We start from the raw sequence: 24,710 nt of genomic DNA on the forward strand, positions 1-24,710 counted from the left end.
CATGTTATAGTCTCGCGACGTCAATGCTGCACCGATTGAGATTAATTCATTTGGCCAAGAAGAATTCCGCCGCGATGCCTGAGCCGCCCTCTGCTTCCTCCCCATTCGATAAGAACGGTGAAAAGCTGGACTTTGAGGCCACCCTCGGTGAGATCGAGGCCGTCGTGCGAAAGCTCGAAAGCGGTGAGCTCTCGCTGGATGATTCGCTCCGCCAATACGAGTCCGCTGTCGGCAAAATGCGTCGCTGCTACGAGTTGCTCGAAGTCGCCGAACGCCGTGTCAGCGTACTGGCGGGTTTTGATGCCGACGGCAATCCCGTCACACAGCCGCTCGAAGATGCCGGAGACGGCCACGGCAACGACGCAGAAACGTTGCTGGAAAAACAAAAAACGCGCAGTCGACGACGGGGCGCCGCGGGCGATGCCGCTCGCCAAGGTTCCGAATTGAGCGACGAATCATGAGCGATATCACGGAGTTGCTCCAGCCCTATCGCGACGCGATTGCCCCGGCGTTGGAAGCTGCCACTGATTTCGGTTCGGGGTGCCCGGAAAAGCTGCGGGAAGCAATTCGGTACGCGCTCCTAGCGCCCGGCAAGCGTCTGCGTCCGGCGTTGGTGATGATGTCGGCCGAGGCCTGTGGTGGATCGATCACCGACGCTCTCGCCCCTGCGGTAGCCGTCGAGATGATCCATGCGTATTCGCTGATCCATGATGATTTGCCGGCCATGGACGATGATGACCTGCGCCGCGGCCGCCCAACGACGCACATTCAGTTCGGCGAAGCGACCGCGATCCTGGCGGGGGACGCGTTACAATCTGCGGCGTTCTCACACCTCTACACGCATGCCGCCGAGCCATCCCAGGCGGCCCGTCTGATGGGCGAACTCGCCTTGGCCGCAGGCCCCACTGGTCTGGTCGGTGGCCAAGAAGACGATCTCGCGGCGGAACACATTGGAATTAGCGATTTTGCGTCGCCGCACGCGGCTCGTTTGCACCTCGAGTCGATCCACCGGAGAAAAACCGGGGATCTGTTCATCGCCTGTGCCAAATTGGGCGGCATCGCTGCCGGCGGCAGCGACGCACAGATCAACGCCCTCGCCCAATTCGCCGCCGCCTTCGGGCTGGCCTTTCAAATCACCGACGACATTCTCGATTTCACCGCCAGCGACGAACAACTCGGAAAACGTACCGGCAAAGACACGGGGCGAGGCAAGTTTACTTTTCCCGATCTGATGGCCGCTGAACAGGCGGCCCCGCCTGAACTAGAATCAAGACAGGTCGCGGGACAGAGTGGCCCCGCGGCCACGACTGAAATTCACGCTGGAATTGAGTTGGCCCGCCACCATGCGGCGGCCATGATCAAGGAGGCACACCGGTCACTCGAGTTATTTGGAGCCCGGGCAGTACGGTTAGACCAAATGGCGGACTATCTTTTGGAGCGAACCTCATGAAAACGACCGAAACTCAATCGACGACCGACGGCGGCGCCCGCCATCCGCTGCTGGCTGGACTACAGGACGCCCGCGAACTATCCGGCATGTCTTCGGACCAGCTGTCGAGCATGAGCGTGGAGATTCGCGATGTTCTGTGCAACTTGTTGGCTACCCGAACGGCACACTTTGCCTCCAATCTCGGCGTCGTCGAATTGTGTTTGGCCCTGCACGCGGAATTCAACTTTCTCAACGATCGATTGATCTGGGACACCGGTCACCAAGTCTATCCGCACAAACTGATCACCGGGCGATACGAGCAGTTCGAAACAATCCGTACCCGCGGCGGGTTGATGGGTTACCCCAATCCCGCCGAGAGCGACTACGACCTGTTCATGACCGGTCACGCCGGCAGTAGCGTCAGCACAGCGGTGGGCTTGCGCAGCGGCGATATCCTGACGGGCCATGCCGACCGCCGCACCGTTGCGGTCATTGGTGACGGCGCGTTCCCCAGCGGAATTGTCTTTGAAGCACTCAACAATGCAGGCGCTTCGCGAGAAGATCTCACGATCGTGCTCAACGACAATAAAATGTCGATCTGCCATCGGACCGGCGCCGTCGCTAGCTACCTCGATCGATTGCGAAACAATCCCTTTTACACCGGGCTGAAGCAAGAGGTCGGGCGGTTGCTCGATCATGTGCCGATGTTCGGTGACCCCGCTGAGCGGTTGTTGGCGCAGATGAAGGAAGGCGTCAAAGCCGGGTTGCTCGGCGGGATGCTGTTCGAGGAACTGAACATCCGCTACATCGGCCCCATTGATGGGCACAATATCCCGCTGCTGCGAAAATACCTGAAGCTCTGCAAGGAAACACCGGGCCCTGTCCTGTTGCACGTCGTCACCGAGAAAGGGCACGGCTACAAACCCGCTGCGGAGGACCCCGTCTTCTTCCACACGCCGCCCGCATTCGAAGACCGTGGTGGGACACCGATCACTCATGGTAGCGAAGGCCGCCCGCCCTACACCACGCACGCTCGTGATGCGATTGGCGAGGTGATGAAACGCGACGAGCGTGTCACCGTGATCACGGCGGCAATGTGCCAAGGCAATAAACTCGAACCCGTTCGCGAACATTTCCCGAATCGGTTCTTTGACGTGGGGATTTGCGAATCGCACGCGGTCGCCTTTGCCGCGGGCCAATGCAAAGCGGGGATGCGACCGATCGTCGACATCTACAGCACGTTCCTCCAACGCAGCTACGATCAGATTTTCCAAGAAGTCGTTCTGCAGGATCTGCCGGTCGTGTTCATGCTGGACCGCGCCGGTCTGACGGGGCCCGATGGACCGACGCACCACGGTGTCTACGACATCGCATACATGCGATTATTCCCCCATCTCGCCCTGATGGCTCCCGGCTACGCAGCCGAACTGCCCCTGATGCTCGATGCGGCATTGGCACACGATCATCCCTCCGGTATTCGCTATCCCAAAGCCTCAGCTCTGGAACTGAAGCATACCCCGGCACCGATTGAAATCGGCAAAGCCGAGTGGCTTCGCGAGGGCGACGACGGCACCATTGTGGCTTACGGGGCAATGCTCGAACAAGCCATCGCGGCCGCCGACGCGCTCGCAGGTGAACTCAGTGTCGGTGTGGTGAACGCGAGATTCGTCAAACCAATCGATCATGAAATGGTCGCCCGTTCGATGGCAGATGGGCGGTTCGTCGTCACGCTCGAAGAGGGCACCATCGTCGGTGGGTTCGCATCCGCGTTCCTGGAGTCGGCGGCCGATCAAGGACTCGATACCCGCAGCATCCATCGCTTGGCACTGCCCGACGCATTCGTCGAGCACGGTGACCGCAGCGACCTGTTGGCCGATTCTTTGCTATCCGCCGAGGGCATTGCCGAGACCTGCCGCTCCGCCGCCTCCGTCAGTAGTGTATAAACGTGGCATAGGCACCCAACCTGTGTGTGTGCAGAACAAGGGTTGCTGAGCTCCGATGATTACAGGATCCACCACGTGAGCAAAATCGACTGGTGCCACTGTGATCGCCCACCGCGAATCGTGGTCATCGGAACGCCTGAGCGACAACGCGTCCAAGCGGCTTGGCAACGGCTGCGCCCTGTCGTCGCGGCCAGCGCCGAAATTGTGGCGGAAGACTTTTCGTTTGCCTATGAATTCTCCGATCAGGATGACGTTGATCTGGTGATCGTGCTCGGCGGCGATGGTTCGATTCTGCAGTCCGCTCGCCAAATGGGAGCGCACCAAGTTCCCGTGCTCGGGATCAATTGTGGTCATCTCGGATTCCTGGCGGCCCTGTCCCCCGATGACTTCCTCGACGCTTGGCCACGCGTCCGTGAAGGGGACTTCCGCGTCATCGACCACTTGATGCTGCAGGTGCAAATCATTCGCGCCGACGCGGTGGTTGCCGAACAACTGGCGCTCAACGAAGCCGCCGTATTGTCGGGCCCCCCCTTCAGCATCCTCGATATTGACTACTATGCCGACGGAGAATTGGCGACCCAGTATCGGTGTGATGGCTTGATCATCGCCACGCCCGTCGGCTCGACGGCGCACAGCTTGTCTGCCGGCGGTCCGATCGTGCGGCGACAATTGCAAGCCATGATCCTGTCGCCGATCAGCCCCCACACACTCACCTACCGACCTGTCGTCGAGTCCGCCGATACGCTCATTGAGCTGGCCGTGACCAAGCCCTTGCCGACCACCTGTATCCTGGTCGACGGACGGGTGCTCGGTGCCTTGCTCTCGGGGGATCGTGTCCGCATCCAGCGATCACCGATATCGTTTCGCATGCTGCACGTACCCGGCCAAAACGACTATCGCACGCTACGAGAAAAACTGGGTTGGAGTGGTTCGTTGAACCTGCGACGTTGATTCCTATACTCTGGCAATGCAGTAGCGCCGTCGCCGTGCATAAGCCGGCCGGCTTGAGCACGACATCACCGCCGGGCACCGACAGTGTCGAGTGGCGACTGCGCGAGCAGCTCGATCGCGAGACCGGCTTTCTATCGGCTGTCCATCGCCTCGACCGCGACGTCAGCGGCGTGCTGCTGATCGCCCTGTCGAAGAAGTCGGCGAGACTCCTCTCGGAGCAATTCGCAGCCCGCCGGGTGTCGAAAACCTATCATGCCTGGGTCCAGGGACGCCTGCCCGTGGCGGCACCCGACTCGCCACCGGAACGTTGGACGGATCACCTCCGAAAGATTGTCGATGTCGCACAAGGTGAGATCTGTGATCCGGATGCCCCCGGCGCCAAACTCGCAACCACCGACGTCCGCCCCATCCGCTACGACGCAGCCCTCGACCGGACGCTCCTCGAACTCTGCCCCATCACCGGCCGCATGCACCAGCTCCGGATTCAATCCGCCGCCCGCGGCCACGCGATCGTCGGCGACCCGATCTATGGCCCGCCCCGAGAGCCGTCTGGAGCCACCGAAGCCTCCTCGCCGGACGGCAGCATATCGCTCACCGCCGTCAAAATAACCTTCCACCACCCCCGCACCGGGAAACTGACTGAGGTGGGCTTGGATTCGGTGGGCGAGTAGGATCCGGTCCACCGCGGCGACGCCAAAACGGTACCCCATCCTTGCTGAGAAGGCTTCGCCGGCGCGTTGTTCAAAAAACCGTGCCGCTCACTTCTTCTGCCACCATTGTTTCCACTCAGAGGCCATCTCGCGCACTTTCTCGGGGTTGCTCTCAGCAAGGTCATGGCACTCGGTCGGATCCTCATCGAGGTCGTATAACTCCCAATCTGATTTACCAAATTGAACGAGTTTCCACTGATGATCACGCATCGCTTTGGCGCGGTTGAACTGCCAAAACAGCGGCCAGGAGCGATCGGTTGATTCCGCCGAAAGAGCAGGTTGCAATGCGTTGCCCGGGAGATCAGCGACTGGCGGCGCGTCCGCGAACTCGAGCATCGTGGGCATGAAGTCGACCAGATGCCCGACACGATCGGTGATGGAGTTGGGCTCGGTCACGCCCGGCCAGACAGCAATCAACGGCGTTCGCGTTCCACCTTCGTAATCGGTCGTCTTGTATTTGCGGTAGGGCGTGTTGGACGCGTTCGCCCAGTTACGGCCCTGTGTTTGAAAACTGGTGACTTCCCAGGGTTCAGCCCCGGCAACGGTCGACCGATCGGCGGAATCTTCACACGCACCGTTGTCGGAAAGAAAGAAGATCGCGGTATTCTCCAGCTCCCCGTTCGCTCTCAATTTGTCGACAATTCGACCAATGTTCTGGTCCATCCGATCGATCATCGCCGCGTAGGTCGCCATCCGCAAATCCCAATCGTCCCGTTCTGATTCCGCGATATCGTCCCAGGCAGGCAGGTCGGGATCGCGCGGCGACAATTCCGCTTCCGGTGGCAGTACACCGAGTTGCTGCTGTCTCGCGAAACGCTGGCGGCGAAGTTCATCCCAGCCAATCGCACCATACTTGCCACGGTAGCGGGCGATATCCTCCTCGCTGGCGTGCATCGGATAATGCGGTGCGGTGTAAGCGACGTACAGCAAAAACGGTTGTTTCTCGTCTTGGTATTCGTCGAGGTATTTCAACGCGTAGTCGGTGAATGCATCGGTCGTGTAAAAATCATCCGTGGGTGGTTGGTAGGGTAAGAACTCTTGGTCATCGATGGCCCAGCGCCGAACCTTCTTCTTGGCTGGTTCAGCTTCTCCCTCGCGGGCATGTCCGGGGTTCCAATAATTGCAGCAACCGTCGGTCAGCCCATAGTGCCGATCAAATCCGCGCTGAAAGGGGGTCTGTCCCGCATGCCATTTCCCGACCATCAGTGTCCGGTATCCGGCATCGCGAAGCCGTTCCCCGTAGGTCGGCTCGCTGTAGTGCGCCGTCGCAGAGGCACCAACATGGTGCCACCAATGCCCGGTCAATAGGGAAGCTCGCGTCAGCTCACATTTGGCATTGTTATAAAAGTTTCGAAACCGCATCCCGCGGGCCGCCAGTGCGTCGATGTTCGGCGTGGCAATTTCACCGCCATAGCATCCGATATCGGAGAACCCCATATCGTCTGCCATGATCAAAACAATATTGGGGCGTTCAGCCGCGACGATCAAGTTGCAATGGATCAACGGCAGCGAGATCAAGCCCAGCAGAATGCGTGAGAAGCAAGTTCGAATCATAGTGGTTCCTATCGTGGGGAACGCACTATTGTAAACGAATCTTCACCGCTGCGAGGCATTCACCCCAGCCGATGGACATGGAACTCATCCGGGGCGAGCGTTTGCTTGGCGAGCTCGATCAGATGCTCGTGGTGCGTGAACAGGATGACCTGGGTTCGCTGAGACAAGTCCGAAAACGCTCGCATCGCCGCCGCAGCGCGTTGGTCGTCGAGCTGAACCAAACAATCGTCGACGACGAGCGGCAGCGGTGTGCTACGGGAGAGTTGATGATCGATCGAGGCGAGCCGCAGCGATAGGTACAGAGCGTCGGCAGTTCCTGTGCTCATCGCGTTGGCAGGAACATCCGCGTCGTCGACGGCCGATCGCACACCGAACAAGGTCGCTTTCCCTTTGCTGTCGAAGTCCACTTTCAAGGCGGCATACTCGCCGCGAGTGAGTTGTTCGAAAGTCGTCGAGGCGAGCTGCAGAACCGGCCCCTGGTTTTCCTGCCGGTAGTCTTCGATCGCCTGCCGCAGGATCATCGAAGCAATCTTTACCCGCGAGTATTCCTCGAGTTCATTTTCCAGTTTCCCTGTCAAAAACTGGAGTTCTTGAGAGAGCTCGGCGGCTTGCCCGCGTCCGTCGACCTGGGCCACTCGATCTCGCAAAACGCCAAGCGTCTGTTGAGCCTGAGATAGCTGCCCCTGGGCTTCGGTGAGCGCTGCGTCGAGTTGCTCAATCTCAATATTGAGCAGTTCGGCCTGCTGCTGCGAAACCTCTTCAACGAAATCCTCGAGCGAGGTGGTGCCAGCGAGCATCCGGAGCTGTTGCTCGACGCTCTGTCTTAAATGCTCGAGTTGTTGCCGTTCCTTCGATCTCCGTTCGACTTCGATCAGTTCGCTGGGTGCTTCACACTTCGCTTCATCGCACAGTCGCTCCAGTGCCACGTCGGCCTCGGCAACCTGTTGTTGCGCCGTTGCGAGTTGTTTCTGCGCGGCCTCGAGCTGTTGTGTGTGGGCGACCCGCTGTTGCGATGCCGTTCGTTCATTCTGCAAGCGTTCGAAGAAGCTCTTGACGAGGACAAACGCATCACTGATCTCGCCATCATCCTCGTTGAAGTCGTTCCCCAGGGTGGATGCCAAGCGAGCGACGTCACTACGATATGACTTGTCATCGGCAAACATCGCGTTGATGCGATGCAGCACGATGTCCCGCTCGCGTTTCTGGGCATTCAAATCATCGATCTGCTTGATCTTCTCCAAGATCACTGCGGGAGTGCGGTCCACACTCGCAGCGAGAGCGGAGGTCGCCGCAGCCCAATCCTTGTCCCAACGATCCAGCTGTTGCTGACGTGACTCCAAGCGGGCATCGACTTTAGGCAGCTCGTCTCGCAAGCCGTCGTGCTGCTTGAGCTGCTCTTCGTATCGTTTGCGTGAGTGCTGCAAGGTTGATCGCAGGCTGATCGCTTCGTCGTAAAGCGTGGAGAATTCGTCCATCGGACTGATCGCATCGGCCCCATCCAACACTGCTCGCGAGTCGCTGCCAACGTCCTCCGCAGGTGCGTCCACGGTCCTGTCGACCCCGGTCGATGCAATGGCATGGCGTAGTCGTTTGCACGACGCGGCGATGCGAGATTCGAGCTGTTGAACGCGTCCCTCTTCCTCTTCATCGTTGGCCACCGATTCGGTCAACTGCGCATGCGTGGCGACCCAGCGTTCCATCGCTGGTGGATCCGCGGCAATCATGTCGAGCGGTTGCCACAACGCCTGCCAAACGGATTGCGCCTCACCCAACTCAGCTTTGGCAGATTCTCCGCTCTCCCGGCAGGTCGCTTTCTGCTTCGCGATCTCGTCGAGATCCGCTTGGAGCGTCGCCTGCAAGTGAATCTGCTCGTGATGCTGGCGCATCCGGTCGACCGTTTCGTCGGCCTTGCGAATGAGGGACTGCAGCCTCGTGAAATCCGCCGTTGATAGGGCGGCATTCGCGTGGCCAGCGATTATCGCACCCAACGCATCATCGCGACAATCTCGCGCCGCAGCGAGTTGTTCGATGTTCGGCAATTCCGTGAGCGAACTCGCAGCATCGAGCTTTTGCTGCTGGGTGCGTTCACGCACATCGAGTTGCTTCCACTGCTCGGTGGCGGCTGCCAGGGCTTGCTCTTTCTGCTCCAAGGTACGCGCGGCCGCGGCAATTGCCGATTCGGTCGGCAAACGCAACTTTACAAGTTCAAAAAGCGAGTCCGCAAACGATCCAACCGTTTTGGGGCAAATCGCATCGAGCTTGCGTGCCAGTTGCTCGCAGCGAAGTCGTGACTGTTTGGCGTCAGATTTCTGCTGGGCAAGGTTCGCCAGAACGCTATCGGGTGATCCGACCGATTCGATGACTTGGTTGATTGCAAAAGGGTCATCAGGAACAACCTCATCGCCGCCTCGCCGGTCCCATTCCGCCAACTTCCGCTGCAGCGATCTCAGCTCTTCGTCGGCGTCGTCACGTTGCCGCACGAGCATCGCATACTGCTGGGCGAGTTCATTGACGTGCGTTCGGACGGAATCCACCACTCGCAACCGTTTCAGTGAGGCGTCGATTTCCTCGGTCACCGCCTCGCCACTTTTCGCTTCGATTTCGATCGACAACTCGCTGAGCGTTTCGATCATCCGCCGATCAAGATTCTTCTTTGTCCGTTGCAGTCCCGCACGCTGCGTTCGCGCCTCTTCGCGAGCACCCAGGCGTTGAAACAGCGACGAGATCTCCGCTTCGTGGACCATGATCCCGGAGTCATCGCCGAGGCGATCAAGCTCTTGCTCTAATTCAGCGATCCGTTGTCGGTGCGAAATCGTCTGACGAATCGAGATTTCACGATTCGTATCGAGCGTCCGACGCCGTTCACTGAACGCGTCGTCCAGGAGTGGTGTGCCAGCGAGTTCAGCGAGCGATTCGCAACACGATCTCCACTGCGGCACGAGTGGCAAGGCGTTCTGAAACGCGCGGCGTTGAGATAACCCTGTCGCGGCATCTCGCTGGGACGCTTCCCACTGCTTGACTCGATCTCGCTGCTCCGCCAATTCTCTCTGCAGACTCTCCCATTCACGGGGCAGAATCTTGGCATCTTCGAGCTGGCGTTTCTTTTCGGCGATCTCTCGAGAAAGAATATTGATCGCGCCTTTACTGCCACCGGCAACAAATAGTTGCGATACATTTTCATCGAGTTTGGACTGGACTGCTTTGAGTTGGCTGACGCCTGCACCGGCGGCAAACAGAATTTCGCCGAGATCCCCCTCACCCTCTAAGATCGCCTTGCCGCCTTGGACGAGTTCTTCGTGAGAGAGTCCGAATCGATGTTCGAATGCCTCGCGGTCAACGCCGCCGAGCATCGCGTCGAGTTCAGCGTCGGGGATGACCGTGCTGTCATCGGCTTGACGCAGCGTCCCCTTCTTGCCGCGGCGGCGGATACATATCAAGGAGTTTTCGTCCGAACCGACGAGCACACCACCCACGCGAATCTTCGCGTTGGCATGCACGTAATTGTCTTCCGCACGAGTGGTCATCCCATAGAGCAATGACGTGATCGCACGCAGGCTGGTCGATTTCCCGGACTCATTGGGCCCATAGATAAGATGGAAACGCCGTGGTCCCGCCGACAAATCAATCGGCGTGTCCGTAAAGCGTCCGTACGCGATCAGATCGAGTCGTTGGATAATCATCCGTCAAAGCGTCCCAGCAAATCGGCAGCGGCGGACTCGATCAAGTCGTCGACCCACTGCAAATCGGTGGCGTCGAATGTCTCGTGCTGATCCGGTAGTTTTTTCACCAGCTGTGCGAACTCACTCGCAATCAGTTCACCACGCTCCGCCGAGGTGCGCAGTTTCTCAACGATCTTAGACACACTCGCCAACGGTCCGTCCAGATCACCGACATCGAGTTTCATGGTCGGCGTGGTCGTGCGCAGCCGAAACTTTTCCATCCATGCTTGCCCGCCACCATGGGTGACAGCGATGGCGCGGAGCGATGATTCCAATCGATGGCGTTGCTGGTGCAGCTGATTGTGAATTTCGCTGGCGCCGACAATCGACACGCGCGAGACCAACAAACGATTGTCGATCTCAACGATCGTTTTCGTCAGCCACGATTCATAGGCATCGAGAATCTCGTCAATCGACTGCATCTCACCCGCATCGAGCTCAAACGATTCCCATCGCACGACATCGAGCGGATGGAAATTGAGATCAATTTTGCCACGCTCATCGACATCCAATATATAACAGCCCTTCGCGCCTGATTCGCGAATGTGACGCCCTTGAATGTTGCCGCTGAAAACGATCGGCGCGGCGTCGGGCAGCCCATGTTCGCGACGGGTATGGACGTGTCCGAGTGCCCAGTAATCATACTCTTTGGCCGACAACTCATTCGGCTTGCATGGCGAATAGGTATCGTGCCCCTCCGCACCGGTAAGACTCGTGTGCAGCAGGCCCAAATTAAACATGCCGCTGAGAGGAGGCGGATAGGACTGCGACAGGTCCTCGAGCTCGGCTTTGGCTCGAAACGAGCGCCCATGAACCGCCACACCCATCGATTCAAAGATGCGGCAATCGACTTTTTTGGAAGCCATCATGATCTCGCTGCCATCAGGATTCTTGGGCAGCGGCAGCGAAGACGTCATGATGTTTTCGGCGTCGTGATTCCCACGGATCACAACCAGCGGAATCCCCGCCTGGGTGAGCTTGGCAGCCTGTCCGACAAAGAACAGCCCCGTGTTTTGATCCTTCCAATCACCATCGTAGAGATCGCCAGCGATGACAACCAAATCAACTTTCTCGTCGATCGCCAACCGGACGAGGTTCTCCAGCGCACGCCGAGATGCACCGCGAATTTGTTCCAACGGTGCCTGGTCATACGACTCCAGGTTACGCAGCGGGCTATCCAGGTGAATATCGGCCGCGTGCAGGATCCGTCGCATACTCACTATGCGAGCTTGGCACCCGAGATCAGTTTCAAGAAACCCTCGTTGTCATCGAATCGACCGAGCTGTTTCGTCAACTGTTCCATCGCATCGACAGGGTGCATTTCACTGAGCGTCCGTCGCAACATCGAAACCGTTTCATAGGTTTCCTCGTCGAGCAATAATTCTTCGCGTCGAGTCCCCGATTGAGAGATGTCGATGGCCGGGTAAACGCGTCGATCGGCAAGTCGGCGATCCAAGACGACTTCCATGTTCCCGGTTCCTTTGAACTCTTGGAAAATGGCTTCGTCCATGCGGCTGTTCGTATCGACCAGGCAGGTACCGACGATCGTGAGTGAACCACCTTCTTGGAAAGCTCGAGCGGTCGCGAACAGTTTCTTCGGGATGTCCATCGCACGGATGTCCAATCCACCCGTCCCCGTGGCACCGCCGCGGCCCGATTTGCCGACCCATTTATTAAAGGCACGAGCCAACCGGGTGATCGAATCAAGCATCAAGAACACATCTTGCCCCGACTCGGCGAGGCGTTTGGCACGGTCAATCGCCAACTGGCTCAAACGAACGTGACTCTCCACGTCCATATCCAGACTACTGGCAATGACCTCGCCATTCTTAATGCTCCGCCGCATATCAGTGACCTCTTCGGGGCGCTCGTCAATCAACAGCACCATCAACTTCAGGTCCGGATGGTTCTCCGAAATACCTTCAGCGATGTGCTGGAGCATGATCGTTTTACCGCTCCGCGGCGGTGCGACAATCAGAGCGCGCTGACCGCGACCGAGAGGCGTGAGCAAATCGATGACGCGATTGGTCAACGGCATCTTTCCGTTTTCGAGCTTCAGAAACTCTTCCGGGTTGATCGCCGTCAGGTCATCAAAGAGTGGCATCTCCGGATACTTTTCCGGTGGCTGACCTTCGACGTCGAGTATCTCCCGAACACGTGGCCCCTGCTGCCGCTTGGCTTGCTGGACCATTGTGTGCAGCATCACGCCTTGGCGAAGCCCGAACTTTTCGACCATCGTGCCGGGCACGAATGGATCCGTGCGTTCGCGGGTGTAGTTGGCCGCTGGGTTGCGGAGGAAACCATAGCCATTGGGATGCATTTCAAGTATGCCGGACCACTCTTCGAGCGGGGCATCGCTGACGAAATCTTCCGGTTCGCCATTCGAGCTTCCGCCGCCCGCATTGCCGCCCCCGCCGCCGCCACCGCCACGGCGTCGCCGCCGCGTACGCGGTTTGCTATTGCCTCCACTGGTGCTTCCGCTACTCGGGGAGCCATTTTGTGAACCACTTTGTGAGCCGAAACCACCTCGGCCGCGTGGTGAACGCTTCTTTTTTGCCATCTTTTAATCCGGGAAAACCTTCATCGATGTCTCCAGGCAAGGAAACAGTTTGCCGTGCGCCCCGACCTACCTACTCGAAAGAGAACCCATCTTCATCCGAAAACAGATCCTGCATTCGCAGGCTTGTCAAAACCACAGAGCCGATCAAGGCAACCAACAAGAGGAACCGCGTTTTTAAAAACGAAAGTAAAGGTCGCATGCACCAAAGGTGGCGGTAACACCATCGGCGCGACCAAGGTGCTCGTCTGATTAGAATACTCAAACGAGCGGCAAATCCATGCCTCAAAAGATTCCCATCGAACGAGTCAGGTCTAGTACGATTGATTCGTAACTTACGCGAGTATGCCGCATCCAAGCACTCGGCACGATCATGTCAAAATGGACATGCCATGCACGAGGTTGTTGGGCAAGGCCTCACGCTGAAAACATCTGTCTCAATGTCTTCGGGGGCCGTCGAAAGATTGGCTTGGAGGCGATCTATGAGAGATCGAAACACCAAACCAATGCCAGTTAATGCCAAATATAGGCTTTATCTCGCCGCTGTCAAGCCGTTTTCACTCCGGTTTCCGCCGCGGGATCCATTTCCGGTCGTGAATTCTCCGTCATCAATGACACAATCACCAAGGTCAACAGCGCCAAAGGAATGGTAACGATCCCAGGCTGGCTGAATGGAATCGGACTGCTGGCCGGGTCAATCTTATACACTTTGCTGAATGTGTCGGCCGAAAGTAGAATCCAGCCGAGCGAGCTGAACATCCCCACCACGACGCTGGCGATGATCCCTGCAGCAGTCGTCCGCCGCCAAAACAACAGCATCACCAAGGCGGGCAAATTGGCGCTTGCGGCAATACTGAACGCCCAGCCCACCAGATAACTGACGTTCATGTTTTGAAATAGAATCCCCAGCACGATGGCAATGGCACCGACGACAACGGCAGCGATCTTCGCCACCCGGACTTGGCTGCTCTCGGAAAACTGAATCCCCATCACGCCACCGAGCAAATCATGCGCTACGGCGCCACTGCTCGCTAAGATCAATCCGCTCACGGTTCCCAACACAGTTGTGAAGGCAATCGCGGAGATGATGGCGAACAGCAGATCGCTCATGCCACGTGCCAACAGCGGAGCGGCCATGTTGCTATTGGTCACATCGAGCGTCCCGCTGACCATGGCCCCCAATCCCAAATACAGGGTCAATACGTAGAAAAATCCGATGCTGGCGATGCCCACGATCGTGCTCTTCCTAGCCGCTGCGGCATCCTTGACGGTGTAGTACCGAATCAAAATATGAGGCAGGGACGCGGTCCCGCAAAACAAAGCGAGCATCAACGAGAGAAAGTTAATCCGATCGGTCCACCGACCACTGCGAATGCCCGCAAATGTGGGATGCTCGCCGGGCCGCAATACCTGAGAACCAGGTGTCGGCTTCTGGTAGTACACCTTGGTCACGGCGTCGTCTTCGTGGGTGATCACTTGGCTGCCCCACAGCGTCACCTCACTGCGACGCAGCACGTCGAAGAACTGAACCGGGCCGAGTGGGCCGGTGTGTTGCCCGTCGCTCGAGTCTTTGCCGGACGCCTCTTCATCGCCAAATTCGGCTGGCAAGCGTGTCAACTGGCCGACAGGGCGGAGCGTTCGTTCGCCCGCACCCGCTCCAAACGGAAGCCCACCTACGAATTTGCTCCCGTCCGCCGTGACGGTCTCTGCCTGCGCCTCACGCAAAATCACTCCGTCAGCACCGTGCTCTATCCGAAAAACGTCATAGCCTTCGTCGTCTTGCGATGTAAAACGAATCAAATCGCTCGCGGTGTCCCAGGCCGCGGCATTACCGGTGCCACGGTCCGCCGTATACAGTCGCCGCCCAGATGCCTCGGCGAGCTGCTGCGGGTTGGTCGTCGCGTTGTCGCCCTCAGCATCGACGAGCTTGAGCGGTCCGATCGTCGCAAACGCGTCGCGGTCCGTGTGAAAACCTTTCTGCAATACCATCACGACGAGCACGGTGCTGAACAGCACCAGCAGCGACCCCTTGAGGAACTGCACCCAGGTCGTCGATACCATGCCGGCGGTGACCACGATCGTGATCACCACGCAGCCCACGAGCACGACGCCGACCCAGTGCGGAAAACCCAATAGCGGCTGGATCAAAACCCCCGCCCCTACCATCTGCGGAATCAGATAGAACAAACTCACGACGAGGGTGCTGATCCCCGCAGCAGCCTTGATGCCCGGTGAGTTGAACTTCGCATCGAGAGCGTCAGCAAACGTGAACTTACCGAGCCGCTTCATCGGCTCGGCAATGACAAACAACGCAACAATCCAACCTGCCAAATAGCCGATCGAATAGAGGAAACCGTCGTACCCGTAGGCCGCGATCATCCCACAGATGCCGAGGAAGGAAGCGGCTGACAAATAATCCCCCGCAAACGCCACCCCATTGATAAACCAAGGGATTTGCCCGTGGGCAGCAAAATAACCCGCAGACGACGTGGCCTTGCGGCCAAGATAAAAACTCAATCCGACGGTGAAACCGACGAACAAAAAGAATACGACCACAGCCGTCATTGATGGTGTGTAAATCATACCGCGTCTCCGTCATGAGCGTCCACTGCGTTGCCGCTACCGCGGAGCGCGACCCCGTAAATAAAGGCCATCGCGATCGCCGCGAGAATCAACCCAAAGCCATACACAATCGCAAGATTCAATCCAGCCACCACGATGACTTCCATCGTGTCAGTGGCAAACGCATTGAGCAGCACAAACCCTAGATACAACAGCGTGTAGATGACAAAGAGCGAGAGTCCTAACCGCGAAGCGGAAGAGGGCGTCGTGGGCGCGTTGGCGGGATCGGTCACGATTCAAGAAGTCCAAGTTAAACAGGCGGGGCACGGAAAAGTATTTCAATCCGCCGCAGCATAACCCATCGCAGGAACGGCGTGTTTAACCAGAGGATGGTCCCTCCACACGATTCTGAAACTCGCGGTAATCGTCGAGCGTATCGATCCCGCGAGGAGAGGGACCGACCGGGGCGACCACGATCGTCTTGCCAGCTTCCACCGCCCGGAGCTGCTCGAGTTTCTCGATCGTCTCGAGTCGACCGGGAGGCTGGGTGGCAAACCACAACAAGAACTCACGGCGGTACGCATACAGCCCGATGTGCTGCCAATAGATCGGTGGTTGTGCACTCAACAGCGCTTCGCTGACACCATCGCGGGAGTACGGCACCGCTGCGCGACTGAAATAGATCGCCCGATTCTCGCTTCCCATCACGACCTTCACGCACGCTGGATCGCTCAATTTCTTGTGCGTATCGATCCGACAGGCCGCGGTAGCGATGTCCGCATCAGGTCGCGTGGCGAGCAGCGATGCGACCGCATCGATCACGCGAGGATCCATTTCCGGTTCATCGCCTTGCACATTGACGAAAATCTCAACGTCGTCATGCAGCAGAGCGATTTCTGCGATGCGGTCCGTTCCACTTTGACACTCCACGCTCGTCAATCGCGCCTCACCACCGAACGAACTCACCTCGGCGACGATCCGCGGGTCGTCAGCGGCAACGATGACCTGATCGGCAATCGCTGCCCGCTTCGCGGCCTCATAGGTATGCTGCAATACCGATTTACCGCCCGCTCGCAGCATTAACTTTTCGCTCAGTCGGCTCGACGCCAACCGCGCCGGGATCACGATCATCGTTTTCATGGTGAGACTGCCTGTGGGTGTCGAATGTTTTGAATTTGCCCGTTTCTGACATCAGCGCACTGACGGCCGGATCGGTACTGCGAACGAGCATATTTTCTACCGAAGCAGGCCAGCGAATCCCAGCCGACTAGTTGCCGCGGCACGAACCGGCGGCGTCGCAACTCACCCGATGCGCCCGCGAGCGGGCCGTCTCGCGGGCGTTTTCCCAAGGACACATCCTGGCTGACGCGGGTCTCGAAAGTTGCGAAACGACGACGGTATCGAGCCCGCGCCGTCACTCCCCAAGAAAGAGTCGAGCCTCGATCGAACGGCCCCCGGAAGGCTGACAACATCTCCGCTTGCGGAAGCCAAACCGGCGAGACACCCAACCATCCGGGGGGCGGTACAGCGTAGAAGTCGCCGGCGATTAGACGCTGCACACAAATGCCTTTTAATTTAGCAACAAATGCCTTCAACACAGGCACAAAAAAAGGCCCTGGCTTGCAACGACATCCACCTTCTTTTTTCTCAAATCCGCAAGTCACTTAACTGCAATGACTTACGAACCCAAATTACGGACAACCCGGAAACTTGGCCCAGCCTGTGCTTAACTGGTCCGGCGAAAGCAGCTTGCTTACGCATTGATCAACCCGATACTCACGAGCATTTTTTGATAAGGCCCGGGCAGGAGTTAGACGGTCGACTCATCCGCGTGGTGAACCAGTTGCCTCAGTAGGCGGAGGGTGTTTTCGAGGTGCTTGCGCCAAATGCAGTGCCGCACTATCCCCCTAAATAATAAGACTGTCCCTGAGAAGGAAAGACTCCATGCTACGAAGTTTAAAAAGCCCAATTGGGCACACGCCAGGATTCCGATGGACGCATTTCCGCTCCTCCTGGCTAATGATGATCCTGCTGGTGGGGATCATGGGAATCGGCACATCGCTTGCGTCGGTGGTTTCCGCCCAAGACGAAGTCACGGTCGTCGCGGAAGTCGCAGAAGCCTCCGACGCGGGCGGGGCCGAGGACCTCGGGGTGGGCTACGCCCTGGACAACGCGGTACTCTTCCTATGTGCCGTGCTGGTGCTGTTCATGCAGGCTGGCTTCGCCATGGTGGAAGTCGGGATGAACTCGGCGAAAAACACCGTCAATATTCTCGCCAAGAACGTGATGGACCTGTCCGTCGGAACGCTGCTGTTTTTTGCGATCGGTTTTGGCTTGATGTATCCCACCCTCTACATGGGCGAAGCGGAAGCCGAGGGCGTGAGTAAAATCTTTGCCTTTGGTGGCACGGGCATCTATACCACGGACGATCCAGGCCGGACGTTCTCACCCCAAGTGGACTGGTTCTTCCAGGCCGTTTTCGCTGCGACCGCCGCGACAATTGTCTCCGGAGCAGTCGCCGGACGCATGAAGTTCACTGCTTATCTCGCCTACAGTGCGATCCTGACGGGCTTGATCTATCCGATTAGCGGCTATTGGAAATGGGGCGGTGGCTGGATCGACGCCATGGGCTTCCAAGATTTTGCTGGATCCGCAGTCGTCCATGCCGTTGGCGGATTTGCTGGACTCGCCGGTGCTCTATTCCTCGGCCCCCGGCTGGGACGCTACACACCGGACGGCCGGTCGGTGCCATTGCCTGGTCACAACGTCGCCTTCTCCGCTCTCGGTGTGTTCATCCTGTGGGTGGGGTGGTACGGATTCAACCCCGGCAGCCAACTCGCTTTCCAAGGCACCGGAGACATCGACGCGGTCACATTGATCGCCGTCAACACAACACTGGCCGCTTCGGCGGGTGCATTCATCGCAACGTTTGTTGGCTGGGGCCTGTTCGGCAAGCCTGACCTGACCATGAGCCTGAACGGTGCACTGGGTGGTTTGGTCGGCATCACGGCATGCTGTGATGCATTCAGCAACTCGATGTCCATCGTAGTCGGCGGCATCGCCGGAGTGCTCGTCGTGCTCGCCATCGTCGCACTGGACAGACTCAAAATTGATGATCCCGTCGGTGCCTTTCCCGTGCACGGAGTATGCGGCGTTTGGGGCTGCATGGCGATGGGAATCTTCCCGAACACACACTTCGAAGGCATGTTCGAAGGATTCGCGACACAATCCATCGGCACGCTTGCTATCTGTGGCTGGTCGTTTGTCACCATGTCCATTGTCTTCGGCACGCTCAAGGCAATTGGAATGCTGCGTGTCACGCCTGCCGAAGAGCACGCTGGCCTGGACATCAGCGAGCACGGAATGCACGCCTATCCTTCGGATGCAATTCACAGCGGCTCGGTCGCTTGATCTACCCACCGCGGCTTCGTCGCTGGATAGCCTCGGCTATCCAGCGGCGTAGCAGCCCGCGGTTGGAATAACAGTGTCTCCCCGAGACGCTGAAAGAGACCCTAGAAAAGATTTGTGCCCGCGTCTCAACGAGACCCGGGCACTCCCATAAAGAAGTTCTTCTCGGCTCTTGCCTGGGCCGGAAGAAAGCCCCCAATGACCCGTGGTGAGTGTCCGCCTCACTCGCTGCGGGTCGGGGGTTTTTTCATGCGCTCGCCAAGACTACGACAGGCTATAGGCGGCCTTGGTACCGCGTCTTGCGACCCCAGTGGCGATCGCTGCAGCAGAGACGGCGGAGGCAACCACCTTCGCCACGCGGCGGTCGAACACACTTGGAATGATATAGTCGTCGAGCAAGTCCGATGGCGGGATCACCGCGGCGATCGCTTCGGCGGCGGCGATCTTCATCTCCGTATTGATCGTCGACGCTCGCACGTCCAAGACGCCGCGGAACAACCCTGGAAAACACAGCACGTTGTTGATCTGGTTGGGGAAGTCACTGCGTCCGGTCGCGATAATTCTCGCATAGGGCTCGGCCAGGTTCGGATCAATCTCTGGGTCCGGGTTGGCTAACGCAAAGACGATCGGGTCGGTGCTCATGCTCTGGATATCTTCAACGGTGAGCGTGTTGGCTCCCGACACACCAATGAAGACATCAGCACCCTGGATCGCTTTGCTGAGCGGCCCGGAAACACCTTCCGGGTTCGTGTTGTCAGCAAGCCATTGTTTTGATCGATCGGGCTCTCGCTCGCCCCGGTGCAACGCACCGTTGCGATCACATGTAATGATGTTTTGCACGCCTGCGGTCATCAGCAGTTTGCAGATCGCCGTGCCGGCCGCTCCCGCGCCATTGATCACGACCCGGATGTCGGACATCTTTTTCTCAACACGCCGCAGCGCGTTGGTCAGCCCGGCAAGCACAACAATGGCGGTGCCGTGCTGATCGTCATGGAAAACAGGGATTTCAAGCTCTGCGTCGAGCCGCTCTTCGATTTCGATGCAACGTGGCGCTGAGATGTCTTCGAGATTAATGCCGCCGAACGTGGGCGCGAGACAGCGAACGATCTCGATGATTTTCTCGGTGTCCTGTGTATCCAAGCAAATGGGAAAGGCGTCGACGCCCGCAAACTCTTTAAACAGCATGGCTTTGCCCTCCATGACCGGCATCGCGGCACGGGGACCAATATTGCCGAGCCCTAAAACGGCTGAACCATCGCTCACCACCGCGACGGTATTCTGGCGAATCGTCAATGCGAACGACGCTTCGGGATCCGCTTCGATTGATTTACATACCCGCGCGACGCCAGGCGTGTAGGCCATCGACAAGTCATCGCGAGTCTTGATTGGCGTTTTCGAGATGACCTCGATCTTGCCACCCAAGTGCATCAGAAAGACACGGTCGGAAATGTTCACGACCTCGACACCCTCGAGCAGCCGAAGCCGCTCTACGATCTGCTTTCCATGCTCAACGCCCTTGGCGTTGATCGTGAAGTCACGCGATATCCTGTGGCCGGCGATATTGACGATGTCGACCGCCCCAATCGCTCCATCGGCCTCCCCGATCGCCGTCGTGATTCGTCCCATCGCGCCCGGCGAGTCGGCATAGCGTAAACGAATTGTGACGGCGTAAGTGGGGCTGTGCTGGACCATGATCGTTGCCAATGGAGCGGAAATTCGAAAGAGGCCCGTCTTTTACCATGAATAGAAGCATGGTTACATCGGGCGTCGACACCACCGGCCGTGACGAGCAAACTTTCACGCCGGCTCGCTACGGTCTCGCTCGCAATCGACACCCACGTCCCCGATGAGCGTTTGAATTTGTTCAAACAATCGATCAAAATCGATCGGCTTGGCATGAAATGCGTCGCACCCCGCAGCATCTGCGCGGGCCTGATCATCAGCCAAAGCGTACGCCGTTAACGCGATCACAGGCGTATGCTTGTTCGCGTCCGCGGCGCGAATTTGCATGGTGGCCTCCAGACCATCAAGCTCCGGTAGATTGATATCCATCAGAATGAGCGCTAGATCGGTTCGCGCAGCCAATTCCACCGCCTCCACCCCATTGCAGGCGGTAGCGACCGTGTACCCATGCGTCTTCATCTTGCGGGTCAATAAGTCCCGGATATCGTCGTTGTCGTCGACAACAAGAATAGTTGGCATACTCACCTCCCGAGCCGAGCCCTCAAGTAAGATTGCGACCGGTCAGCAGGCGATACACCAACAGGACGACGGCAACAATCAACAATAGGTGGATCAAGCCCCCGATAGTCGCCTTGGCAAGGAACGCGATCATCCAAATTACGACCAATATTCCGATCAAGCTCCACAACATACTCTACCTTCCTTTGAGAATGACTTATCTGAGAGAGCACTCGGGCATGAACCCCACGCTCATGGCAGTGCGACTGCCAACCAAGAGCCCCCGAACCACCCCATAGCCGAGCAGGTTTCATGCCAACACTTCAGCTCGACAGCAATTCAGGAAAAGCCGGAACCATCCCACCGCCCGCTTCCTGCCAGAGCGAACCACCCGCGGCGATTCGCGTTTGCCTGGCGAGAACAGAGAGTAGCTGGCAGAATCGTGGTCGAACACTCCGCTACCTTGCCGATTCCTTTACCAATCCTTGCTGAGGACCACGATGCGATATCCCCTGCCCGCACTCCTGCTGCTGTGCTTCGCCACATGCGCCTCTGCTGAGGCGCCCACCAATTCAATGACCGCGGAGGTCGAGCGGATGATCTTCGAGAAGACGAACCAGTTTCGGGGCGACCATCACCTGCCTGCCCTGAGCAAGAACGCCGAGCTAACCCAAGCAGCGTCGAAGTTCGCCAAGTTCATGGCGGACAGCGGGAAGTATGGTCACCATGCCGACGGCAAGACACCTGCGAAGCGAGCCCAGGCTGCTGGCTATAAATACTGTGTCGTCCGAGAGAACATCGCGTACCGAACGAACACGGGTGACGTGACGGCAGACACTCTAACCCAAGTTTTTGTGCCTGGCTGGATCGACTCGCCGCCGCACCGGGAGAACATGCGGGCAGAGCACATCACCGAGACGGGCATCGCGGTCGCGACGACCGACAAAGCAACCTATTACGCGGTGGTGCTGTTCGGCCGCCCTGAGTCCGCGTCGATCAAGCTCACGATCACGAACGAATCGAAGCAGACTCAAACGCTCGGTATCGCCGCCAATGGCCGCTCGCAAGAAATCGAGATGCCGCCCCGGGGTGTCGCCACCGTGACCCAGTGCTTTCCGACGACCCTGACACTGAAGGGCAAGGATGCCAAAATCACGCTGCATGAATCCACCACTTTGGTGGTCACTGACGAGGCGATCAAGACACCGAAGAAATAGGCCGCAGGCCTGTCACCGTCGCATCCGCCTATGTCTTGCGGCCGCGAGACTTTGCCCTGGATTTAACCTTCACCTTCGTCAGCGTCAGCTGCGGCCCCGCTCGACGGCCGCGACGCTTGCCCAACTCCAAGGGAGTGAAGCGTGGGTTCGCGGGCTGGAGCAGCTTCGTCACGCAGTAGGCATTGATGCTCAACTCAAGCTCCTCCGATTCGCGGATCGTGGCCGCATGCAGGCTGCGGGGCACGCGAACGGTGAGCATGCGGGTGGGCTCGTGCGTTCCCGAACTGGAATCATCTTGGCTGCGAATCGCGGTGACCATCTCGAGCAGTTCAGCAAACTCGCGAGTGGTTTCGAAGTAGCGTCGCGCCTCCGAGCTTTCATAGAGTTTGTCGACGACGCCACCGGGGGCGAGCATCGTGCGGTAGAAAACGACCCAGCTGCCGGTCTTCGCAAAGGCTTCTTCGGCCAGTCGCAGCACCTGCGCCGGCCGGTGCTCCATCGGTAGATCCGACTCGATTGGCGAGAGCTCGATCGCCTCCGGAGCGGTGGTGTTCGCGGAGTCGGGCAGCGTCAATGCGCCGCTCTTACCGCCGGTCGCTTTGGCGGCACCCCCCACCACATCGCTGGCGTAGACCGCCGGCCCCACAGGCTTCGCGGCGGCCTTCTTTCGCTTGCCGCCCGAACTCTTCGCTGACGACGCACCCGCCGTCGCCGCGCTCCGCTTGTTAATGGCAGCGCGCTTAGGCGCGTTCGCTTTCTTGCGACGCGACCCTGCCGCAGGTGCGGCAGATCGTGTCGATGATTTGCTGGTGGGCTTGCCCGTGTCGGCTTCGGACGTCATGTCGTTTCCAGGGATGCAGGATTAAAAACACGCCGCTGGTTCGGGCCGCAGCCGTTCGCGTGTATTGATTGCATCTTCAAATGCCGGTCAAACGCGATGACGTAACCGTTTGCTAGCAAAAGAACTTACGCACCTGCCTCGGGGCTGCTCGTTTTTTACGCACACCCCCAATTCGCCGGACCTCCGAGGCCTGCTCGTTTTTTACGCACCTCCAGACTGACCGTTCACCAGGTGTCCAGTTCGCGGGTACAGTCCAGAATCCCAAGCTTTCTCACTCTGCGACTGCGTGACTCTGCAGACCCTCCCACTCTCCCACTCTCCCACTCTCGTCTATGCTAGCCCTCACCTAATGAGAATCTTTCAGTTCGGTTTCGCGAGTGAGTTGATGCGTTTTGAGAATGTGGTTTTGGCGGGGATCGGGGTGACGATTCCAACGGAGGTCTGGTCAAGCGACGAGATCGAGCGACGGCTATCGCCGCTGTACTCGCGACTGCGATTACCCGAGGGGCGACTGGCATTGATGAGCGGTATTGAGCAGCGGCGGGTGTGGCCGGTCGGCGAGATGCCCAGCGGCCCGAGCGTTCGCAGCGGGCGAGCCGCGATCGAAGCTGCCGATATCGATCGCGGCCGGATCGGGGCACTGATCCACGCGAGCGTCTGCCGTGACTTTCTCGAGCCAGCCACCGCTTCGCGAGTCCACCATGAAATGGGCCTGGGGCGCGACTGCTGGGTCTACGATGTCTCCAATGCCTGCCTCGGTGTTTTGAACGGGGCCGTTCAGATTGCCGGGATGATTGCCGCTGGCATGATCGAGGCCGGCGTCGTCGTGGGCACGGAAAACAGCCGCCCTCTGCTCGAGGCAACCGTCGACTCACTCAACACTGACGAGTCACTGACGCGGAAAAGCGTGAAGCCTGCGTTCGCTTCACTCACAATCGGATCGGGAAGCTGCGCGTGGCTGGTCTGCCGCCGCGACTTGCGACCGGACGCGACCCCGATTCAGTTCGCCATCGCCGAAGCCAACACAGCATTCAACGATCTGTGCCGCAGCAACCAAGACACCGCGGGCGCGGACATGCGCCCGCTGATGGACACGGACTCCGAAGCCCTGATGGCCGAAGGGATCGCGACGGGCGTCGCGGCACTCGATCGCCTGGCTGCCGAATCAGGCTGGGCCCGCGAAAGTTTCAACCGGACGGTCTGCCATCAAGTCGGCACCCGGCATCGGGCGGCGATGCTGGCCGCGATGGGACTCGACCCCGCTCACGATTCCGTTACCTATCCCGTACTCGGAAACACCGGATCGGTGGCACTGCCGCTGAGCGTTGCCGCCGCAATCCAACGCGGCGAACTGACGGCGGGCGATCGCACGGCGCTACTGGGCATTGGCTCGGGGATCAATAGCGTGATGATCGCATCCCAGTGGGGGCACACGCCGGTATGCGGCGACTGGGCCGGACTACTGCAATCCGATGAGTGAGAAACTGCCGCAGCCGATTTGAAACCAGGGAACACATTTTCGTTCGCGACGCTGGTGCCAGAGGATGTGTCCGTTTTGAAGTTGCCTATTGGCTGTGCGAATCCTGCTTGACTCAGCGATCCAGCGAGTGCAGAACGTCCGACACACTTCATCTCCCA

The 24,710-nt window shown here is 58.6% G+C and carries 19 protein-coding genes; 8 read left to right on the plus strand and 11 right to left on the minus strand.

The window, feature by feature from the left end; all coding sequences use genetic code 11:
* Positions 1-74 precede the first annotated feature (74 nt).
* The 5 genes from xseB to SH410x_RS19340 all read left to right on the plus strand — a co-directional run bounded on the left by xseB (position 75) and on the right by SH410x_RS19340 (position 4,994).
* Positions 75-461, plus strand: a complete 387-nt coding sequence (gene xseB / locus SH410x_RS19320) for an exodeoxyribonuclease VII small subunit (RefSeq protein WP_473677351.1) — start codon at positions 75-77, stop codon at positions 459-461.
* Positions 458-1,450 carry a polyprenyl synthetase family protein gene (locus SH410x_RS19325; RefSeq protein ID WP_473670012.1) on the plus strand — a complete coding sequence of 331 codons (993 nt, stop codon included), beginning with the start codon at positions 458-460 and terminating at the stop codon, positions 1,448-1,450. The genes xseB and SH410x_RS19325 overlap by 4 nt, the downstream gene beginning before the upstream one ends.
* The gene (gene dxs, locus SH410x_RS19330) at positions 1,447-3,372 is read left to right on the plus strand and encodes a 1-deoxy-D-xylulose-5-phosphate synthase (RefSeq protein WP_473670014.1); all 1,926 of its coding nucleotides are present in this window, start codon (positions 1,447-1,449) and stop codon (positions 3,370-3,372) included. Before SH410x_RS19325 ends, dxs begins: the two co-directional genes overlap by 4 nt.
* A gap of 75 nt (positions 3,373-3,447) precedes the next feature.
* A complete protein-coding gene (locus SH410x_RS19335; protein WP_473670016.1) occupies positions 3,448-4,323 on the plus strand; it encodes an NAD(+)/NADH kinase in 876 nt (291 codons plus the stop codon).
* Positions 4,324-4,358: 35 nt separating this feature from the next.
* The gene (locus SH410x_RS19340; protein WP_473677352.1) at positions 4,359-4,994 is read left to right on the plus strand and encodes an RluA family pseudouridine synthase; all 636 of its coding nucleotides are present in this window, start codon (positions 4,359-4,361) and stop codon (positions 4,992-4,994) included.
* An 87-nt stretch (positions 4,995-5,081) separates the two neighbouring features.
* Here SH410x_RS19340 and SH410x_RS19345 read toward each other — a convergent pair whose 3' ends face one another.
* From SH410x_RS19345 to kdsB, 7 genes are all read right to left on the minus strand, one after another.
* Positions 5,082-6,587, minus strand: a complete 1,506-nt coding sequence (locus tag SH410x_RS19345; RefSeq protein ID WP_473670018.1) for an arylsulfatase — start codon at positions 6,585-6,587, stop codon at positions 5,082-5,084.
* A 59-nt stretch (positions 6,588-6,646) separates the two neighbouring features.
* Entirely contained in the window at positions 6,647-10,267 is a 3,621-nt protein-coding gene (locus SH410x_RS19350) for an AAA family ATPase (protein WP_473670020.1), read from the minus strand.
* Positions 10,264-11,520 (minus strand): metallophosphoesterase family protein, encoded by a 1,257-nt coding sequence (locus SH410x_RS19355; protein ID WP_473670022.1) that lies wholly within the window; start codon positions 11,518-11,520, stop codon positions 10,264-10,266. Before SH410x_RS19355 ends, SH410x_RS19350 begins: the two co-directional genes overlap by 4 nt.
* 5 nt (positions 11,521-11,525) lie before the next feature.
* Positions 11,526-12,866: a transcription termination factor Rho gene (gene rho, locus SH410x_RS19360; protein ID WP_473670024.1), complete on the minus strand. Its 1,341-nt coding sequence runs from the start codon at positions 12,864-12,866 to the stop codon at positions 11,526-11,528.
* Positions 12,867-13,409: 543 nt separating this feature from the next.
* Positions 13,410-15,446 carry a sodium/solute symporter gene (locus SH410x_RS19365; protein WP_473670026.1) on the minus strand — a complete coding sequence of 679 codons (2,037 nt, stop codon included), beginning with the start codon at positions 15,444-15,446 and terminating at the stop codon, positions 13,410-13,412.
* Entirely contained in the window at positions 15,443-15,718 is a 276-nt protein-coding gene (locus tag SH410x_RS19370; protein WP_473670028.1) for a DUF485 domain-containing protein, read from the minus strand. Before SH410x_RS19370 ends, SH410x_RS19365 begins: the two co-directional genes overlap by 4 nt.
* A gap of 85 nt (positions 15,719-15,803) precedes the next feature.
* Positions 15,804-16,565 (minus strand): 3-deoxy-manno-octulosonate cytidylyltransferase, encoded by a 762-nt coding sequence (gene kdsB, locus SH410x_RS19375; RefSeq protein ID WP_473670030.1) that lies wholly within the window; start codon positions 16,563-16,565, stop codon positions 15,804-15,806.
* Positions 16,566-17,465: 900 nt separating this feature from the next.
* Here kdsB and SH410x_RS19380 point away from each other — a divergent pair.
* Positions 17,466-18,836: an ammonium transporter gene (locus tag SH410x_RS19380; protein ID WP_473677353.1), complete on the plus strand. Its 1,371-nt coding sequence runs from the start codon at positions 17,466-17,468 to the stop codon at positions 18,834-18,836.
* A gap of 261 nt (positions 18,837-19,097) precedes the next feature.
* Here SH410x_RS19380 and SH410x_RS19385 read toward each other — a convergent pair whose 3' ends face one another.
* From SH410x_RS19385 to SH410x_RS19395, 3 genes are all read right to left on the minus strand, one after another.
* Positions 19,098-20,525 carry an NAD-dependent malic enzyme gene (locus SH410x_RS19385; protein WP_473677354.1) on the minus strand — a complete coding sequence of 476 codons (1,428 nt, stop codon included), beginning with the start codon at positions 20,523-20,525 and terminating at the stop codon, positions 19,098-19,100.
* Positions 20,526-20,630: 105 nt separating this feature from the next.
* Positions 20,631-21,035: a response regulator gene (locus SH410x_RS19390; RefSeq protein ID WP_473670032.1), complete on the minus strand. Its 405-nt coding sequence runs from the start codon at positions 21,033-21,035 to the stop codon at positions 20,631-20,633.
* Between the two features lie 22 nt (positions 21,036-21,057).
* Entirely contained in the window at positions 21,058-21,207 is a 150-nt protein-coding gene (locus SH410x_RS19395; RefSeq protein ID WP_473670034.1) for a lmo0937 family membrane protein, read from the minus strand.
* Between the two features lie 307 nt (positions 21,208-21,514).
* Here SH410x_RS19395 and SH410x_RS19400 point away from each other — a divergent pair, with 307 nt between their 5' ends.
* Entirely contained in the window at positions 21,515-22,231 is a 717-nt protein-coding gene (locus tag SH410x_RS19400) for a CAP domain-containing protein (RefSeq protein ID WP_473670036.1), read from the plus strand.
* A 28-nt stretch (positions 22,232-22,259) separates the two neighbouring features.
* Here the strand turns inward: SH410x_RS19400 and SH410x_RS19405 are convergent, their stop codons facing one another.
* The gene (locus SH410x_RS19405) at positions 22,260-23,072 is read right to left on the minus strand and encodes a hypothetical protein (RefSeq protein ID WP_473670038.1); all 813 of its coding nucleotides are present in this window, start codon (positions 23,070-23,072) and stop codon (positions 22,260-22,262) included.
* A 385-nt stretch (positions 23,073-23,457) separates the two neighbouring features.
* On the opposite strand from SH410x_RS19405, the gene SH410x_RS19410 reads away from it, so the two are divergent.
* Positions 23,458-24,552 carry a 3-oxoacyl-ACP synthase III gene (locus tag SH410x_RS19410; RefSeq protein ID WP_473677355.1) on the plus strand — a complete coding sequence of 365 codons (1,095 nt, stop codon included), beginning with the start codon at positions 23,458-23,460 and terminating at the stop codon, positions 24,550-24,552.
* Positions 24,553-24,710: the final 158 nt, after the last annotated feature.

Source organism: Rhodopirellula sp. SH410 (genome assembly GCF_055811895.1).